The sequence below is a fragment of the Sphingomonas sp. jy18 genome (assembly GCF_056931895.1).
Genome location: NZ_JBXPBT010000002.1, coordinates 263,991 through 281,164, shown reverse-complemented (window position 1 = coordinate 281,164; position 17,174 = coordinate 263,991). Strand labels below are relative to the sequence as shown.

General features: G+C 65.9%; 15 protein-coding genes. 4 read left to right on the top strand and 11 right to left on the bottom strand.

Going from position 1 to position 17,174, the window contains the following annotated elements:
* Window position 1: 1 nt before the first annotated feature.
* From AC0QC4_RS06465 to AC0QC4_RS06430, 8 genes are all read right to left on the bottom strand, one after another.
* Window positions 2–691 carry an N-acetylmuramoyl-L-alanine amidase gene (locus AC0QC4_RS06465; protein WP_483658913.1) on the bottom strand — a complete coding sequence of 230 codons (690 nt, stop codon included), beginning with the start codon at window positions 689–691 and terminating at the stop codon, window positions 2–4.
* A gap of 96 nt (window positions 692–787) precedes the next feature.
* On the bottom strand, window positions 788–1,648 hold the full coding sequence (locus tag AC0QC4_RS06460) for a CheR family methyltransferase (RefSeq protein ID WP_483658912.1): 861 nt from the start codon (window positions 1,646–1,648) through the stop codon (window positions 788–790).
* Entirely contained in the window at window positions 1,645–2,736 is a 1,092-nt protein-coding gene (gene cheB / locus AC0QC4_RS06455) for a chemotaxis-specific protein-glutamate methyltransferase CheB (RefSeq protein WP_483658911.1), read from the bottom strand. Before cheB ends, AC0QC4_RS06460 begins: the two co-directional genes overlap by 4 nt.
* A gap of 10 nt (window positions 2,737–2,746) precedes the next feature.
* Entirely contained in the window at window positions 2,747–3,112 is a 366-nt protein-coding gene (locus AC0QC4_RS06450; RefSeq protein ID WP_483658910.1) for a response regulator, read from the bottom strand.
* Between the two features lie 62 nt (window positions 3,113–3,174).
* Complete coding sequence (locus AC0QC4_RS06445) at window positions 3,175–3,603, bottom strand: chemotaxis protein CheW (RefSeq protein ID WP_483658909.1); 429 nt, start codon at window positions 3,601–3,603, stop codon at window positions 3,175–3,177.
* On the bottom strand, window positions 3,600–5,978 hold the full coding sequence (locus tag AC0QC4_RS06440) for a chemotaxis protein CheA (protein ID WP_483658908.1): 2,379 nt from the start codon (window positions 5,976–5,978) through the stop codon (window positions 3,600–3,602). The genes AC0QC4_RS06445 and AC0QC4_RS06440 overlap by 4 nt, the downstream gene beginning before the upstream one ends.
* Before the next feature lie 97 nt (window positions 5,979–6,075).
* The gene (locus AC0QC4_RS06435) at window positions 6,076–6,708 is read right to left on the bottom strand and encodes a histidine phosphotransferase family protein (RefSeq protein WP_483658907.1); all 633 of its coding nucleotides are present in this window, start codon (window positions 6,706–6,708) and stop codon (window positions 6,076–6,078) included.
* 229 nt (window positions 6,709–6,937) lie between these two features.
* Window positions 6,938–7,393 carry a M67 family metallopeptidase gene (locus AC0QC4_RS06430; protein ID WP_483658906.1) on the bottom strand — a complete coding sequence of 152 codons (456 nt, stop codon included), beginning with the start codon at window positions 7,391–7,393 and terminating at the stop codon, window positions 6,938–6,940.
* A gap of 10 nt (window positions 7,394–7,403) precedes the next feature.
* Between AC0QC4_RS06430 and AC0QC4_RS06425 the strand changes: the two genes are divergently transcribed.
* From AC0QC4_RS06425 to mtgA, 4 genes are all read left to right on the top strand, one after another.
* A complete protein-coding gene (locus AC0QC4_RS06425) occupies window positions 7,404–8,360 on the top strand; it encodes an RluA family pseudouridine synthase (RefSeq protein WP_483658905.1) in 957 nt (318 codons plus the stop codon).
* Window positions 8,361–8,414: 54 nt separating this feature from the next.
* Complete coding sequence (rpoH, locus tag AC0QC4_RS06420) at window positions 8,415–9,320, top strand: RNA polymerase sigma factor RpoH (protein WP_483658904.1); 906 nt, start codon at window positions 8,415–8,417, stop codon at window positions 9,318–9,320.
* A gap of 142 nt (window positions 9,321–9,462) precedes the next feature.
* A complete protein-coding gene (locus AC0QC4_RS06415) occupies window positions 9,463–10,332 on the top strand; it encodes a hypothetical protein (protein WP_483658903.1) in 870 nt (289 codons plus the stop codon).
* A 68-nt stretch (window positions 10,333–10,400) separates the two neighbouring features.
* Complete coding sequence (gene mtgA, locus AC0QC4_RS06410; protein ID WP_483658902.1) at window positions 10,401–11,078, top strand: monofunctional biosynthetic peptidoglycan transglycosylase; 678 nt, start codon at window positions 10,401–10,403, stop codon at window positions 11,076–11,078.
* Window positions 11,079–11,338: 260 nt separating this feature from the next.
* Here the strand turns inward: mtgA and AC0QC4_RS06405 are convergent, their stop codons facing one another.
* The 3 genes from AC0QC4_RS06405 to AC0QC4_RS06395 all read right to left on the bottom strand — a co-directional run bounded on the left by AC0QC4_RS06405 (window position 11,339) and on the right by AC0QC4_RS06395 (window position 16,979).
* Window positions 11,339–14,626, bottom strand: a complete 3,288-nt coding sequence (locus AC0QC4_RS06405) for a TonB-dependent receptor (RefSeq protein WP_483658901.1) — start codon at window positions 14,624–14,626, stop codon at window positions 11,339–11,341.
* 335 nt (window positions 14,627–14,961) lie between these two features.
* Window positions 14,962–16,233, bottom strand: a complete 1,272-nt coding sequence (clpX, locus tag AC0QC4_RS06400) for an ATP-dependent Clp protease ATP-binding subunit ClpX (protein ID WP_483658900.1) — start codon at window positions 16,231–16,233, stop codon at window positions 14,962–14,964.
* Window positions 16,234–16,364: 131 nt separating this feature from the next.
* The gene (locus AC0QC4_RS06395; RefSeq protein ID WP_483658899.1) at window positions 16,365–16,979 is read right to left on the bottom strand and encodes an ATP-dependent Clp protease proteolytic subunit; all 615 of its coding nucleotides are present in this window, start codon (window positions 16,977–16,979) and stop codon (window positions 16,365–16,367) included.
* Window positions 16,980–17,174 lie beyond the last annotated feature (195 nt).

Below are 17,174 nucleotides of genomic sequence, written 5' to 3'. Positions count from 1 at the left end.
GTCAATCCCCCTGCGGTTGCGGCAACAGCAGCCCCAGCAATATCGCGCGGCATTCGCCGTCGATGGTGCCGTCGATCAGCTCCGGGCGGAAACGGCGCTGGAAAGCGACGGTGGCGGCGAGCGGATCGGTCACGTCATAGCCGAAGCGTTCGAGCGCGAGCAGGAAGCCGGCGTCGGACCATAAGGGATCGGTGAGGTTGCGGGTCGGACGCGGCAGCGCGAGCCGCAGGCGGGCGAGCTGACCCCAGGGGAAGAGTTCGCCGGGGTCCTGCTTGCGTGCAGGCGCGATGTCCGAATGGCCGACGATATTGCCGCGGGTGATCTGGTAGCGGTCCTTGATGCCGTGGACGAGGCGGATGACGGCATCGATCTGCTCGTCGGGAAAAGGGCGGTAGCCGAATTCATGGCCGGGATTGACGATCTCGATGCCGACGCTGGCCGAATTGATGTCGACCACCCCGCGCCAATAGCTGCGCCCGGCGTGCCAGGCGCGCTTTTCCTCGGGTACCATGTGGGTCACCATGCCGTCTTCGCTGACGACATAATGGGCGGAAACGCGGCTTTCGGGATTGGCCAGCCAGTCGATGGCCGACGCGCCATCCTGCATGCCGGTATAGTGCAGCACGATCATCGACACGGGCAGCACGCGCTCGTCGAAATTGGGGGACCAGCGCTCGATCATCCGTGTCATCGGCTCGTCCGGCTTTCCTCGTTGCGACCGGGACCAGCGATGCCATTGTGCGGGGGCGGGTGCAAGCATCGCTTCCTCCCCTTCAGAGGAGGATGCTCACCGGCTCGCAAGATGCCCCATCGGCCGCTGCACGCCCTTGCCGGTGCGGTAGAAACCGCGCGCGTCGGGATCGGGCACCAGGCCGCTCTCCTGGCCGATCATCGTTTCGAATGCGCCGAGCATGAACAGCCCGTCATGCGCGAGCGCGTCGGCGAGCCGGCCGAGCGCACGTTTGCGATGGTCCGGCGTGAGATAGAAGAGCATGTTGCGACAGAGTATGAGGTCGAACGGGCCGGGCGGCAGCGCATCGCCCAGCACATTATGCTCCGCAAAGCGCACCCGGTCGCGGATCGTGCCGCGCAGCAGCCAGTCGCTGCCGTCGGCCTCGAACCAGTCGAGCATGGCGCGGGTCGGCAGGCCGCGCTGGATCTCGAAATGCGAGTAGCGGCCGGCGCGGGCGCGGGCGATGACCGAGGGGCTGATGTCGGTGGCGAGCAGCCGGATGTCCCACCCGGCCCAGCGCTCCGGCGACTGCGCGAACAGCATCGCCAGCGAATAGGGTTCCTGCCCGGTGCTGCAGCCGACGCACCAGATCGACAGATGCTTGCGATCCCTGCGCCGCTCGCGCAGCTGCTCCAGCGCGACCCGGTCGAGGTCCTCGAACAGCTTGTAGTCGCGGAAGAAATAGGTTTCGTGGTTGATCAGCGCGTCGACTACCTCGTCGACCAGCCGCCGGTCGGCCTCGCTGGCCAGCGCGACGACGAGCGCTTCCAGGGAAGGATAGCCCTTCTCGCGCAGGATCGGCTGCAGCACCGTTTCGATCCGCCACATCCGATCGGGCGTCAGCGCATGGCCCGCGCGCGCCTCCAGCAGCGCGGCGAGGATGCGCTCGGGCGCGCCGGGCACGGGCTCGATCACGGCCGCGCTTCCATCGTGCGGGCAATCAACTGGCCGAGCGCGGCCGGTTCGAGCACGGCATCGGCCAGCCCCTCGCGCGCGACCGCGCCGGGCATGCCCCAGACGACGCTGCTGGCCGCGTCCTGCGCCAGCACCATGCCGCCGAAGCGCCGGACATCGCGCACCCCTTCCAGACCGTCGCGGCCCATGCCGGACAGCATCACCGCGCAGGCATTGGCACCGTAGATCGCCGCGACCGACGCCATCATCGGATCGACCGCCGGACACGCGCCGACCGGGCTCGGCGTGTGATCGAGCATGATGTGCGGGTGGCCCGACAGCAGGCTGAGCCGCATATGCGCCTCCCCCGGCGCCAGATAGACCGCGCCAGCGGCAACGGGCATGCCGTCTTCCCCGACATGCACCTTGCGGCCCGTCTCCCGCCCGAGCTGGTCGGCAAAGAAGTTGATGAAGCCGCCCGGCAGATGCTGGGTGATGAAGACGGGGCAGGACAGGCGGCGCGGCAGCGCCGTCAGCAGCGCGATGATGGCAACGATGCCGCCGGTCGATGCGCCGACCGCGATGGCCGATAGCGCCCGCCGTGGCAGCAGCGGTGCGGATTCAACGAGGCCCTTCGCATCGTCGGGCAGCGCGGCACGGGGCTGGAGGTTGCCGTCCGCGATCGCCCGGATGCGCGCGACCAGCGTCTCGCCGAAGGTGCCGGCAAAACTGCCACGGCCCGGCTTGAGCAGCGTATCCGCCGCGCCGAGTGCGAGCGCCCGGATCGCGGCCGGCCCGCCCTCGTCGCAATTGGCCGACAGGATGATGACCCGCGCATCGCCCGCCTTGGCGAGCAGCTGCGGCAGCGCGTCGAGCCCGTTCATGCCCGGCATCTCGAGATCGAGCACGATGACATCGACCGCGCCACGATCCAGCCAGGCGAGCGCTTCCACCGCGCCCGCCAGCGATGCGACGATCTCGAAGCCGCCGGCCGATTCGATGATGCGTTCGGTAATCGAGCGGACGACGATGGAATCGTCGATCAGCATCACCCGCACCGCTGCGCTATCCGGTTGCGGTTTGCTGCGCGGCTGGAGGGAGGATGCCATGGCCCGGACCTCAGGTCAGGCCGATAAGCTGCAGCTTGCGTTCCAGCGTTTCGCGGTCGAACGGCTTCATGACATATTCGTCAGCGCCATTCTCGATCGCGGCGCGAATGTGCGCGGTGCCGTTCTCGGTGGTGCAGAACACCACCTTGGGGCGCGGCTCGACTGCGGATTCGTTGAGCGCGGACAGAAATTCCATGCCGCTCATCACCGGCATGTTCCAGTCGAGCAGCACCACGTCGAAGTTGCGGTCGCGGCAGGCGTCGAGCGCCATGCTGCCGTCTTCCGCTTCTTCCACCGAAAGGCCGAGCCCTTCGATGATGTGGCGTGCAACCTTGCGGATCACCTTGCTGTCATCGACTATCAGGCAGGTTGCCATGCCTTCTTTTCCTTTGTTTGTCCCGAGGGCGACGTCTTATGCGATAAACCGTAGCTTAGTGGTTAAGCTGCGCGCGCCTGCGCAACAGAAGCGGCGGCGACCAGCATTTCCGCATCGACCACCAGCAGCACGCGGCCCTGATGGTCGCACATCTGCGGGTTGAGCCGCATCCAGCCTGGCGAGAGGGTGGAGGGGACCGGCCGGGTCTCGCCCAGTTCGACGACATCCTCCACCGCTTCGAGCATCAGGCCATAGCCGTGGCCATTGAGCGAGACGATGGCCATGAAGCTGCCCTTGCCAGCGGCTTCTCCCACCACCCAGGCGGTGTCGATGACGGTGAGCATGCGGCTGCGGATCGCGGCGAGGCCGTGGATGCCCGGCGGCGCTCCGGGCACCGGCACCACTTGGCCGATGGAGACGACCGCCTCCACCGATTCCGCCGGCAGCGCGATGGCCTGCCTGCCTACGGTCCCCACGAGATGGATGCTCATGCCCGTGCTCCCTTGTCGACGTGCGCGCTCGCCTTGCCGCCCAGCGCGCTGTCGAGTGCCTGGCGGTCGTGCGGATCGATGGGGCCGCCATCGAGCAGCAGGCACGGATTGCCGGCGGCGGCGGTGCCGACCTCCAGCACCGGTGCGTCATCGCCGATCGCCTGACGCGATGTTACAAGCCGCGGCGCGTAGCCGGCGGCGGTCAGGATCGGCAGCAGCACCGAACGGGTCCAGCGGCTGCCGCTGCTGTCCACCAGCCATACCGGGCGGCCATCCGTCCGGGCGAGCGGCGCGGCATGCGCGGCGATCAGCCCGGCGCCGTCGACCATCTCCACCACCTCGTCCCCGAAGCGTGCGAGGCCGAGCACCATCCGCTCGGGTTCGCCCGGCAGATCGGGGGTCAGCGAGACCATCTGCGAAATTTCGCTGGCCGGCAGCACGATGCTGCGGCCACCGTCGACCAGTCGGATCAGGCGCAGCTTATCGTCGAAATCCATGTCCCCGGCGAGCGAAACGAAGGGCAGCAGCCCGTCGCCGACGCGGGCGACCATGCGGCCACCGCTGCGCACGATCGCACCCGCCGGCACATCGAGCAGGCGCTCGACCAGCGGCATCGCCACGGCAGCCATGCGTTCGGCGCCATAGGGGCGGAACAGCAGCCAACTGTCGGCGGTATCGCGCGCATCGCCACTGGCCTCGGCCTGCTGCTCGACCTGTTCGCAATCGGCGATGTTGCAGCGCTGGGCGATCCCTTCCGCATCGAGCAGCAGCATCGGCTGGCCGCTGTCGGGCAGGCTCATGCCCGAATAGATGCCGAGTTGCAGCAGCACCGGCGGCAGCGGCTTGATCACCAGTTCCTCATGATCGCGCACATCGGGCACATCGAGCGCGATCATGCGGTTGGCCGAAAGGCGGCACAGCATGATGGCGCGATCCTCGTCGGTGTCGAGCGACGGAGCTGGCAAACCGAGCACGTCTTCGAGCACCAGCATCGGCAACATGCGCCCGCGCACCCGCACCAGCCCGGCCCCGCCGGCGGATTGCCGCTGGACGCTGTCGCTCGATGCCAGCAGCACCTCTGCCACCACGCTGCGCGGCATGGCGAAGCTCTGCCCGGCGGCATCGATGGCGAGCGCGGAGATAATCGTCAGCGTCATCGGCACGTCGAATTCGATGACCAGGCCCTTGCCCGGGCGATTCTGAAGATGGACGAAGCCGCCGAGCCGTTCGACATTGGCCTTGACGACGTCCATGCCGACACCGCGCCCGGAGATGCCGGTCACCGCCGCAGCAGTGGAGAGGCCCGGCGCAAAGATCAGTTCGGCCTTGCGGGCCGGGGTCAGAGTTGCCGCCTGCTCGCGGGTGATGACACCGGCGGCGATCGCCCGCTCGGTGATATGGTCGACCGCAATGCCTGCCCCGTCATCCTCGATGGCGATGATGATGCGATTGTCGGCCTGGCGCGCCGAGACTTGCAGCCGCCCGGTGCCGGACTTGCCGGCCTTGGTCCGCGCGTCGGCCGGTTCGATGCCATGATCGATGGCGTTGCGCAGCACATGCACCATCGGATCGCGCAGCGCCTCGCCGACCTCGCGGTCGATCTCGACCTCGCCGCCATCGCTTTCCAGCCGGACATCCTTGCCCAGCTCATCGGCGAGCTGGCGGACCAGCCGGGGCAAGGGAGCGAACAGCGTCCGCAGGGGCACCATCCGCATCTGGCCGACCGAGCTGCGCACCGATGCCAGCAGTGTGGACAGGCGCTCGAAAGCGGGGATGGCGGCAGGATCCACGCCTTGCGTGCGCAATTGCGCAGCGACTTCGTTGCGGGCCAGCACCAGATCGGACACGCCGTTCATCAGCTCGTCGAGCAGGCCGACCGGCAGGCGCACCGAGCGCCAGGCCTTGGGCACGTCGCCATGCACATCGAACGGTTCGGCGCCCAGCGGCGCGGCCGCGGGCTCGGGCGCCGCCGCTGCCTCGTCCCCGGTCTGGCGCGCGCGGCCACGCACATCGGCGAGCAGGGCGGCGATCAGCGCGCTGTCATCCCCCGCCGGTTCCTGGCCCGCCTCTGCGGTGGCGTGCGTGAGCGTGCGGATGCGCTCGAACGCGGCAAGCACGGTCGCGACCGATTCGCGATCGGGCACGCGACGCCGCTCGCGCAGCGCATCGAGCAATTCCTCGGCGGCATGGCTGACCGCGCCGATCCGCGGCAGATCGAAAAAGCCGCTGCTGCCCTTGACCGTGTGGATGGTGCGAAAGATGCGGTCGATGCCCGTCCGATCCGAAGGATCGGCCTCCCACGCCACGAGATCGCCGGCCACGGCCTCCATCATCTCGAGCGTTTCGCCCACGAATTCGCGTAACAGATCGTCCATGGCCCGCCTGCAGTTCCGGTTGGGACACCGCACTGCACCGTCCATGGTTAATTTGGGGTAAGGGGGCAGCGGGGCGCATCACGCCCCCCGCGGCGGCTTACGCTGGAAGATAGGCGCCCATCACAAGCTCGGTCGCGCTGGGGCGCGAGGCCATGATCTGCCCGCCGCGCGCCGTGGCGATGGCCCTCGCCAGCGCGATGCCGATGGTTTTGGCGGCGGGCTCTGCCGGTGCTTCGAGCATGGCGGCGCTGGCTGCGTCCACCACCAGCCGGTCTCCGGCCGCGCGCAGGGCAATTTCCAGCCCGCCGTCGCGCTGTTCGACCGCCATGTCGATACGACCGCCACGCACCAGCGATTCGACCGCAAGCTGGGCAAGCAGCAGCAGCACGCGGGCTGCCGGCTTGGGCAGGCTGTCCATCCCCCCCAGCCAATTGACGTCGGTATCGCGCCCTTCGTTGACGAGGCCGCGCACCGCCGCGACCACCTCGTCGACGGCGATCGTCTCACCATATCCACCCGAAGACCCGAAGGCCAAACGGAAATATTTGAGCTTGTTGGCCGCGCTGCGCGACGAGGATTCGAGCAATCCGGCGATATTCTGGCGCATCGCCGGGTCGCTTTCGTCGGCGAGCAGTTCCAGCCCGTTGCCGAAGGAGCCGACCGGGCTCAGCAGGTCATGGCAGAGCCGCGAGCACATCAGGCTGGCGAAATCGATAGCGTCGTCGGCCATGCGGGGCACCTTTCCTCTATGCGCGCCCAGCCGTTAGAGTCGCTGAGTCGATGAGGCAAGCGCAACCATATCCTCCCATCCGGGATAGCTGGCAGTCAAAGGGCGACGGAGGGGCACGTAAATGTTCCCTGGCCTTGACCACCCTTACCCCGCCACCCCCTCGTCGCCCCGTGCCTGACACGGGGCAAGGCTTTGTCTGGCGCGGCTGCCAAAGACGCCCGGCCCCGCATCACGTGCGGGGCGACGGTGGTAAAGATGGGGACTTCGGTTCCGGGGGACCAGCCTCGATACGCACTGCCTCGAACCGCCCCAGAACCGCGCCTCCAGCCACGCTGCGCCACAGCGCGAAGTCTCCGCGCCCCACGATCAGCCACAATCGCCCGTCCGCGTCAGCCGCCGCCGCATCGGCAGCCGAAGGCACCGCTGCCCCCGATGGATGCGAATGATAATGCCCCAGCACCGCCAGCCCGCCCGCGCGCTCAGCGCGATACGCCGCGATCAGCACCGCCGGATCGAGTTCGAAATGCCGCTCGGGCTGCGCATGCACATTCGCCGCAGGCCGAACATCGAGAACCGTATCGCCGCGCCCCAGCAACAGTCCGCAACGCTCGCGCGCCGGATCGCTGCGCGCATCCGCCAGCACTGCGTCGAGCAGCGACCTTGATATGGCGACCGGACATCCCACATTTCCTACAATGGATCGGGGGGTCGACATTTTGCAAGCCGTGCTCGGCAGCGCGCAAGTCGGCCAGCGGTTCGACCGCGCCATCGCCGATGTTGTGCCCAGCCTGTCGCGCGAACGCATCCAGGCGCTGCTGAGCGAAGGCCGCATCGCGGTGGAGGGCGCTGGCGCAACCCCGCGCGCCTCGGCGCGGGTCGCCGCACCGATGACGCTGACCATCGCCCTGCCCGCTGCTGTGGCGGCCGAAGCCATCGCGCAGGACATGCCGCTGGTCGTCGTCCACGAAGACGCCCACCTCATCGTCATCGACAAGCCGGCCGGCATGGTCGTCCACCCCGCCAACGGCAATCCCGACGGGACGCTGGTCAACGCGCTGCTGCACCATTGTGCCGGCCAATTGTCCGGCATCGGCGGGGTCGCGCGCCCGGGCATCGTCCACCGCATCGACAAGGACACGTCGGGCCTGCTGGTGGTCGCCAAAAGCGACGTCGCGCACGAGGGACTCGCGCGGCAATTTTCCGATCACAGCATCGACCGCGTCTATCATGCCATCACCAGTGGCGCTCCGATGCCGCCCGCAGGCACCATCGACGCGCCGCTCGCCCGCTCCCCGCATGACCGCAAAAAGATCGCGGTCACCGCCGACGGCCGCGGCAAGCGCGCAGTGACGCATTACAAGACGCTACAACGTCTTGAAAAAGCTGCATTTATCGAATGCCGCCTGGAAACCGGCCGGACCCATCAGGTACGCGTGCACATGACGCACATAGGTCACCCCCTTCTGGGAGACCCCGTCTATGGACGGACGCGGTCAACCCACGCTTCGACCCTCAAAAGCATCGGTTTTGCCCGTCAGGCATTGCATGCCACCCGGCTGGGGTTTATCCATCCGGTCGAGGGGAAATCGGTTACTTTCGACAGCCCGCTGCCGAAAGACATGCAGGAACTGTTCAATCGCCTGCACGTATAGGTTCCGTTAGGAAACCAGATCTACGTGCAACGCCCCAGGGAAAGACCAGCAGCAATGACAGAAGGCAGCAACGTCCCGGCGACCATGCCGGCACTCGGCGGAGAAGCCGGCCTGAACCGATATCTCTCCGAGATTCGGAAGTTCCCGCTGCTCACCCCCGAGCAGGAATATATGCTCGCCAAGCGCTATCAGGAGCATGAGGATCCGGCTGCCGCGGCGCAGCTGGTGACCAGCCACCTGCGCCTCGTCGCCAAGATCGCGATGGGCTATCGCGGCTATGGCCTGCCGGTCAGCGAGCTGATCTCCGAAGGCAACATCGGCCTGATGCAGGGCGTGAAGAAGTTCGATCCCGATCGCGGCTTCCGCCTCGCCACCTATGCGATGTGGTGGATCCGCGCTTCCATCCAGGAATTCATCCTGCGCAGCTGGAGTCTGGTCAAGCTGGGCACCACTGCGGCGCAGAAGAAGCTGTTCTTCAACCTGCGGCGGATGAAGAACAATCTCGCCGCCTTCGAGGATGGCGACCTGACCCCGGAGCATGTCGCCAAGATTGCCACCGACCTCGGCGTGACCGAGGACGAGGTGATCAGCATGAACCGCCGCATGGCGATGGGCGGCGACACCTCGCTCAACGTGCCGATGCGCGAGGATGGCGACGGACAGTGGCAGGATATCCTGCAGGACGAAGGGTCCCTACAGGACGAGCGCGTTGCCGACGCGCAGGAACGCGATCAGCGCCATGCCTTGCTCGCCGAGGCGATGGAACGGCTCAACGAGCGCGAGCGCGACATTTTGACGCAGCGCCGCCTGATCGACGAACCGCAGACGCTGGAAGAGCTGAGCCAGGTCTATAATGTCAGCCGCGAGCGCGTTCGCCAGATCGAGGTCCGCGCGTTCGAAAAGCTGCAGAAAGCGATGCTGGCGATTGCCGGCGAGCGGCGGCTGCTGCCAGCGGGATGATGCCGGGATAGGGGCGTGGCGTGCTCCGGCAAGGTCCGGGGCCGGCTGCCCAGTCTCGCAATGGGCAGGGGTGGCACAACGGGCCGATCATCAGCTGACGGTTTGCTGCCCCCACGGTGGCGAACGGGTGCCAGGCAAGCGCATGATCTCCCCATCCGGCCTCTCCGCCGAGTTCCTTCGCCCGGCCCCGGCCCTGGCGGGTCTGATCTCCGGCTATCATGTCTACCGCGCAGGGCCTGCTGGCGGGCCGGTGTGGGAGGAGATTTTCTTCCCCGGCTGGGCGAACATCCGCTTCGTCATCGAGGATGGCGGCTGGTCGGCAGGGCCGGTCGGGCAGCGCCTGTCGCCAGTCCCCGCCGCCTCGCTATTCGGCCCCGCCAGCCGCGCCATCGCCAGCCGGGCATCGGGCGGGACGATGGTGGGCATCGGCATAACCCCGCTGGGGTGGCTGCGCCTGTTCGACGTGGCAGCCGTCGATGTGGCCGATCGTATCGTCCCGCTGGAGGCGCTGGCGGGGGAGGAAGCGCAGGCGATGCTGTCAGCGTGCCGGACTGCCGCCACGCCGGATGCCATCGCCGCCGGGTTCGACCGCTGGCTTGTCGAGCGCCTGCGCCCGCCCCGGCCGACGCATCCCCTCGCCTCGCGGCTGTTCGACTATCTGCTGACCGCGCATGACATCGGCATCGGCGATGCGTGCGCTGCCAGCGGCGCCAGCCACACGCAGTTGCGCCGCGTGGCGCGCGACCATTTCGGCTTTCCGACCAAGCTACTGCTGCGCCGATCACGCTTCCTCAAGTCACTGATGCCGCTGCTCGCGGCGCCACCGGGCCAGTGGAGCAACGTCATCGACCCGGGCTATTTCGATTATCCCCATTTCGTCCGTGACGCGCGCGAGTTCCTCGGCATGTCGCCCCGCACGTTCCTCGCGCTCGACCGGCCGATGACCATGCTCTCCATGCGCAATAGGCAGCGCGATCTGGGTGCGCCGGTGCAGGGGCTGCACCGCATTTGACCGATGCCAGTGACGATGCGGCAGCGCCCCCCTTGCGCGACGCCCCATGGCGGGGCCATCATCGGCGCATGACCCGTGCTCTGCTCTGGCTGTTCAAGGCCATCCTCTGGTTTGTCGCACTCTCGGTCGCCTGGGTGCTGCTCTACGCGGTGGTTCCCCCGCCGATCACCCCGACGATGCTGTTCGACAGCAGTGGCGCGACCCGCGAGTGGATGGGCATCGACGCGATGGACCGCGACATCGTGCGCGCGGCCATCGCCGGCGAGGACGGCAATTTCTGCACGCACAATGGCTTCGACATTGCCGCCATCCAGCAGGCGATAGAGGCCAACCAGTCGGGCCGGCGGTTGCGAGGCGGCTCCACTATCAGCCAGCAGACCGCCAAGAACGCCTTTCTGTGGCAGGGCAGCGGCACCATCAGCCGCACGGTGCGCAAGCTGCCCGAGGCATGGTTCACCTTTCTGATCGAGACGCTATGGAGCAAGCGGCGGATCATGGAGGTCTATCTCAACATCGCCGAGACGGGCATCGGCACCTATGGCGTCAATGCGGGCGCGATGCGCTATTTCAACCATGACGCCAGCCGCCTCAGCCGCACCGAGGCGGCGCGCATCATCGCCGTCTTCCCCCTCCCCAAGAAACGCGGCGCCATCGCCCCGCGCGGCTGGACGCGGCGCTATGGCAACATGATCGAGAGGCGCATTGGCACAGTGCAGCGCCAGGGCACCGACGCCTGCGTTTATTGATCCAGCGAGCAGGCGCGGAACGGTTCTGATCGGCTTGGATAGAAGCCGCAGCCCTGCACTCGTCGAAGGGCGTCTGTCGGACAGGCGTGCTTCGACAAGCTCAGGATTGCGGTTCATTTTTGGCCAGGACAGGCTCTGATGCCCGCCCCTGTGGGATAGCTGTATTGGGCATTGGCTCGCGACAATGCTGCACAAAGAGAAAGGGCGCGGAAGCCGAAGCTTCCGCGCCCTCGATCTTCAGGCCTAACCGCGGCTTGCTATCAGAAGCTGACGCGGACGCCGAAGCGGACTGCCCACAGCGAGCCATTCAGCTGCACAGCTTCTGCCGGTGCGGCAAAGGTGGTGCCGCTGCGGTTTGAATACTGATACTGGGCGCAGCCGTTGGTGCCCTGTGCCACGCAGCTGACGTTCACCAGCGTGCCATAGTAGGGGAAGCCGACCTGACGGATGGTGCCCCAGTCGCTGTCGATGAGGTTCAGGACGTTCTCGATGTCCGCCAACAGCTCGATCTTGCCACCGAACACGAACGGCACTTCCTGACGCAACGACAGGTCGAGCTTGTTGTAACGCGGTGACTGACCGATGTTCTTCGGTGCAATTCGGCCCTGATAACCGTTGAGTTCCGAATTCTGGATGAAGCTCTGGAACCCGGTGAAGTCGAAGCCGGGAGCATAGGTGACCAGCGGATCGGCAGTCATCGAGCTGACGTTCGGTACGTACAGCAGGTAACGGTTGTTGGTGCCGGTCACGCCAAACACCGCCGAACGGCCGGTGCCCGATGCCTGGTCGGCAAAGGTGTAGCTGTAGCGCTGACCCGACTGCGAATTGAAGAACAGCTCGATGCGGGTGTTGTTGTCGCCGAACAGCTCGGCATCGTAACCCAGCGTGATGCGAATGGCATTGTCACGCTGATAGTTGGAGATGCCATAGGCTGCATCGTTCGGATCGATGCCGGCCGCGGCGTTGGTGTAGTTGGAGAAGGCGACCGACGAGGTGCCGGCATTGGTGTCACGCGCACGCTGGAAGGTATAGGACGCGCCGAGACGCAGACCATTTTCCCAGCGCTTGTCGAAGCGGCCAACGATGTTCCAGCTGTAGCCCTGATCCGTATTGGTCAGCAGGATGTCGGTGTTGGTGGTGCCAGCCTGACCCGGCAGCAGGCCGTAGCGGATGCGGCCATCGGGCAAGGTTCCGACCGGGACCGAGCGCAGATCGCGCCAGGTCAAGCCATTGCGGACGCGCGACCAGATGACGTCGACGCCGAAGTTCCAGTCGTCACCCAGGAAGCCCAGGTTGGCGGCATAGTCGGCCGAGCCCGACACGCGCCACTGCGACGGCAGACGGAAGTTCGGATCCAGCGCATTGGTCGGCGCAGTGGCTGTGCCGGTGGTGCGGATGGCATCGATCAGCGACTGCGGAATGCCGGTGCCGCCCGAGACGTTGTTGAGCGTTGCCGCGCCAATGCTGTTCTGCAGCGCCGTCGACAGACCCGGAATGCCCGAGATGGTGAAGGTGTCCTGCGCCGGGGTCGCGCCCGGCACGCGGCGCACCTGCACGCGGCCCAGCGTCGGTCCGGGGTTCGAATAATTGTTCGAAATCCAGACCAGCGGGCTGCCGCCACCGTAGATGCCGGCCGAACCGCGCACGGTCAGACGGTCGGTCGGGTTCCAGTTGAAGCCGAAGCGCGGCTGGAACAGGTCACGCCCATTGAGGTTCGCAATATTGGTGAAACCGTAACGGGTGCGGAAGTCGTTGTTCAGGAACGGCCGGTCGGGCGTGTCGAACAGATCCCAGCGGAAACCGGCGGTGACAACCAGCGTGTCGGTGACATCGATGGTGTCCTGGATACCGAAGGTCCAGCTGTTGTTCTCGAACTCTGCGGTCACGGTGTCGATACCGCCACGCAGCGGCACGGCAATATCGAGCTCGTTGGCACGGCGACCCTGCAGGTCGGCGACCGAGTCAAAGTACCAGGCCCCCGACACGCGCTGTGCGAACAGGTTGCGGACGTCCTGGGTACGGCGCTCAGCGATCAGCTTGACCGTGTGGTTGTTGAGTTCGAGCGTGGCCTGGAATTCGATGTTGAGCGACTGCGAATCCAGCTCATTGGCCTGACGGCTGATATCCGGACCGAAGGTCAGCTGGCGGGTGCCTGTCGGGCAGGTTGTTGCGCCCAGCGTCGAGGTGGGAGCGAGACAAGTGCGGAATTCACCGAAGCTGGCGGCGCCGAACGGCTGCTGCAGGCGGACGTAATCGGCATAGGACACGCGCAACTGGGTCGAAAATTCATCCGACCACTGATCGTTGAGCTGGAAGATGCCGAAGTGGTTGATCGCACCCTGATTGAAGTTGTTCGACAGGTAAGAGAAGTTCGGGTTTGTCGCGGTCAGCGCAGCGATGCCGGTCTGGCCGGCAAGCACATTGCCCTCATTGTAGATGTAGGTGAAAGCCGCACGGTGGCCATCGGCAATGTTAAGGTCGAGCTTGGCGACGACCTTGTCATCGTTCTCAGGCACCGATGTGGCGATGCCGAGCGTGTCAAAGTTGTAAGCCGTTTGCGCGATCTGGCTGATCTGGTCGACCTGCGCGTCGGTGATGCCCAGGTTTGCCGGAGAAACGGCGGCCGGCACGGTGTCCCGCAGGCGCTCCCAAGTGACAGCGAAGAACAGCGTATCCCGGATGATCGGACCGGTGGCCTGCACCGCGAAAATCTGCGATTCGAAAGCGCCGGTGCGGGTCACGCCACGGGCGGTGTCGCCGCGCAGGCTGTCATCGGTGTAATAATAGCTGCCGAGCGCGGTGAAGCGGTTGCCACCCGACTTGAGCTGGGTGTTGATCGCGCCACCCTGGAAGAAGCCCTGCTGGATGTCGACCGGCGCGACTTCGACCGAAAATTCACCGATGGCATCCAGCGGCACAGGGCCGCGCGACGAGACCAAACCGCCCGACTCGAGACCGAAGGGGTCGCCGAAGGCAACGCCATCGACGGTGATGCGATTGAAGCGGTTGTTCTGCCCGGCGATCGAGATAGCGCCGCCGTTGGTCGGGTCGAGGTTGACCAGCGGATCGCGCGCAGCAAGGTTGCGGATGTCGCGGCTCACGTTCGAAATGCCGGCGATATCGCGGGCGGTCAGCACCGAAGCAGCCCCGGTTTCCAGTCCGATGGACGAAGGCAGCGAGCCGGCGGTGACGACGATGTCAGCGTTCGATTGCAGCGTGATCGGCAGACGGAAGGGCTGGCCAGCCTGCAGATAAAGATCGGTGACCTGACCGCCTTCGAAACCGGCGGCTTCGACCGACACGGTGAACGGGCCGCCGAGGCGAAGGCCATTGGCCGAGAAGCTGCCTTCTGCATCGGTGGTGGTCGAGAAGGTCGTGCCCGAGGGTTCGTGAACGATGGTCACCTGGGCGCCGACGACGGGCGAGCCGTCGCCTTCGACGGTGCCGCGCACCGACGAGGTGGTTTCCTGTGCGGCGGCGGGCGTTGCGATCGCGGTGGCGAGCGTGAGGCCGGCTACGCTGGCCGCGAGATAAATGCGCATGTTCATGCTGGTTCCCCTGACACTGACTGGTCAAATCGTGGCTACATACGAGATGGGCAGCACGGCGTACCGCCGGCTGCTCAACTTCGGATCGGTCCCGGCTCCGCTTGAATGCAAAAGCACCCTCCCGCTGGTGCGGATGTCCGGCTTGATGGCGCCTCTGGCTACAGAATGTGTCCGAATTTTTACAGTCGCAGCACACGCCTGCGTTTCTGCGGGCACAATGCCGTCACGAGCGGTTGCTGGCGCGCCGAGAAGGCCGCAACCGTCCGATTTCTGCGGATTCTGCCTAATTTCGCTGCGGTGCAAAAAAGTCACACCGCACAAGAAATCGAAAATCGTCAGGCGGCGTCGCCGGCCCCCACCCGGTCCGTCTGCGAAAAGACACGAATCGGCTCCTTGGTGCCGCCGACCACATCCTTGTCGATCACGATCTCGCTGACCCCGTCGAGCTGGGGCAGATCGAACATCGTATCGAGCAGGATCGCCTCAACGATAGAGCGCAGGCCGCGCGCGCCGGTCTTGCGCTGGATCGCCTTCTTGGCGACCGCGGACAGGGCATCGTCGGTGAAGCTCAGGCCGACATCTTCCAGCTCGAACAGCTTGCGATACTGCTTCACCAGCGCATTCTTCGGCTCGGACAGGATCTTGACCAGCGCAGGCTCGTCCAGATCCTCCAGCGTCGCGATAACCGGCAAGCGGCCGACGAATTCGGGAATCAGCCCGAACTTCAACAGATCCTCAGGCTCGGTCTTGCGCAGCAGCTCGCCGGTACGGCGCTCGTCCGGCGCGGCGACATGCGCGCCGAAGCCGATCGACTTGCCTTCCAGACGGTCGCCGATGATCCGTTCCAGCCCGGCGAACGCGCCGCCGCAGATGAACAGGATGTTGGTTGTGTCGACCTGCAGGAACTCCTGCTGCGGATGCTTGCGCCCGCCCTGCGGCGGAACGCTGGCGATGGTACCTTCCATCATCTTGAGCAGCGCCTGCTGCACGCCCTCGCCCGAGACATCGCGGGTAATCGACGGATTCTCGGCCTTGCGGCTGATCTTGTCGATCTCGTCGATGTAGACGATGCCGCGCTGCGCCTTTTCGACATTGTAATCGGCGGCCTGCAGGAGCTTGAGGATGATGTTCTCGACGTCCTCGCCGACATAGCCGGCTTCGGTCAGCGTCGTCGCATCGGCCATGGTGAAGGGAACGTCGAAGGTGCGCGCCAGCGTCTGTGCCAGCAGCGTCTTGCCGCAGCCGGTCGGGCCGACGAGCAGGATGTTGGACTTGGCCAGCTCGACATCGTCGCCCTTGCCCGAGTGATTCAGCCGCTTGTAGTGGTTGTGCACCGCGACCGAGAGCACGCGCTTGGCCGCGAACTGCCCGATGACATAATCGTCGAGCACGTCGCAGATCTCGCGCGGCGACGGAACGCCGCCGCCCTTCTTGGCAACTGCGGCGCCCTTGGCCTCCTCGCGGATGATGTCGTTGCACAGTTCGACGCACTCATCGCAGATGAATACGGTCGGCCCGGCGATCAGCTTGCGCACCTCATGCTGCGACTTCCCGCAGAAGCTGCAGTAGAGGGTGCTCTTGGAATCGGAGCCGGAGAGTTTGGTCATAATTCTTTCGTCCAGAGGCGGGCAAAGCCCGTCGTCCTCCCCATCCTACGGTGCGAAGGGGAGATTACAATAAGACATTATCATGAACGAGCGGTTGGCGGGACGGCCATTTACCGTACCTGGACCGCCGTTCAGCCCGCGTCGGCAGGCGCCGGCCGCTTGTCGAACACCTGATCGACCAGACCGAAGGCCTTGGCTTCCTCCGCTTCGAGGAACGTGTCCCGGTCCATCGCACGTTCGACCGCTTCGATCGGCTGGCCGGTGTATTTGACGTACAGCTCGTTCATCCGCTTGCGGATGCGCAGTATCTCACGCGCCTGGATCTCGATATCGGACGCCATGCCGCGCGCGCCGCCCGACGGCTGGTGCACCATGATCCGCGCATTGGTCAGCGCAAAGCGCATGCCCGGCTCGCCCGCGGCAAGCAGGAAGCTGCCCATCGACGCGGCCTGGCCGATGCACACCGTGCCGACCTTGGGGCGAATGTAGTTCATCGTGTCATGGATCGCCATGCCGCTGGTCACCACCCCGCCCGGCGAGTTGATGTACATCCAGATGTCCTTGTTCGGATTTTCCGACTCGAGGAACAGCAGCTGGGCGACGACGATCGACGCCATCTGGTCCTCGATGCCGCCATCGACGAACACGATGCGGTCGCGCAGCAGACGCGAGTAGATGTCCCAGCGCTGCTCCCCACGGCCGGTCTGTTCGGTGACGCTGGGGATGATGAGATTGGAGGGGTGCATCGTGTGTCCTTGGTGGCAAGTCTGGCTGCCTATATCTTGTGTTGCACGGCAAGGTTCAAGCCCCAACCCGCCTCGGCACGCCGCCGGTCATTGCGCCCCTTGAATCCACTCGCTAAGCCCACGACCTGAGTGATGGGACGGGCAGCGCCGCTCGCCCCGCACCTGTCCGCTTCAAGCCACTGCACACGCTGCCGG

Excerpts from the sequence above, each read along its gene's own strand:
- cheB (WP_483658911.1), bottom strand. The coding sequence starts at position 2,736 with ATGGCATCCTCCCTCCAGCCGCGCAGCAAACCGCAACCGGATAGCGCA.
- AC0QC4_RS06415 (WP_483658903.1), top strand. The coding sequence starts at position 9,463 with ATGATCTCCCCATCCGGCCTCTCCGCCGAGTTCCTTCGCCCGGCCCCG.
- AC0QC4_RS06465 (WP_483658913.1), bottom strand. The coding sequence starts at position 691 with ATGACACGGATGATCGAGCGCTGGTCCCCCAATTTCGACGAGCGCGTG.
- AC0QC4_RS06445 (WP_483658909.1), bottom strand. The coding sequence starts at position 3,603 with ATGAGCATCCATCTCGTGGGGACCGTAGGCAGGCAGGCCATCGCGCTG.
- AC0QC4_RS06425 (WP_483658905.1), top strand. The coding sequence starts at position 7,404 with ATGGATCGGGGGGTCGACATTTTGCAAGCCGTGCTCGGCAGCGCGCAA.
- AC0QC4_RS06405 (WP_483658901.1), bottom strand. The coding sequence starts at position 14,626 with ATGAACATGCGCATTTATCTCGCGGCCAGCGTAGCCGGCCTCACGCTC.
- mtgA (WP_483658902.1), top strand. The coding sequence starts at position 10,401 with ATGACCCGTGCTCTGCTCTGGCTGTTCAAGGCCATCCTCTGGTTTGTC.
- AC0QC4_RS06450 (WP_483658910.1), bottom strand. The coding sequence starts at position 3,112 with ATGGCAACCTGCCTGATAGTCGATGACAGCAAGGTGATCCGCAAGGTT.
- AC0QC4_RS06435 (WP_483658907.1), bottom strand. The coding sequence starts at position 6,708 with ATGGCCGACGACGCTATCGATTTCGCCAGCCTGATGTGCTCGCGGCTC.
- AC0QC4_RS06440 (WP_483658908.1), bottom strand. The coding sequence starts at position 5,978 with ATGGACGATCTGTTACGCGAATTCGTGGGCGAAACGCTCGAGATGATG.
- rpoH (WP_483658904.1), top strand. The coding sequence starts at position 8,415 with ATGACAGAAGGCAGCAACGTCCCGGCGACCATGCCGGCACTCGGCGGA.
- clpX (WP_483658900.1), bottom strand. The coding sequence starts at position 16,233 with ATGACCAAACTCTCCGGCTCCGATTCCAAGAGCACCCTCTACTGCAGC.
- AC0QC4_RS06395 (WP_483658899.1), bottom strand. The coding sequence starts at position 16,979 with ATGCACCCCTCCAATCTCATCATCCCCAGCGTCACCGAACAGACCGGC.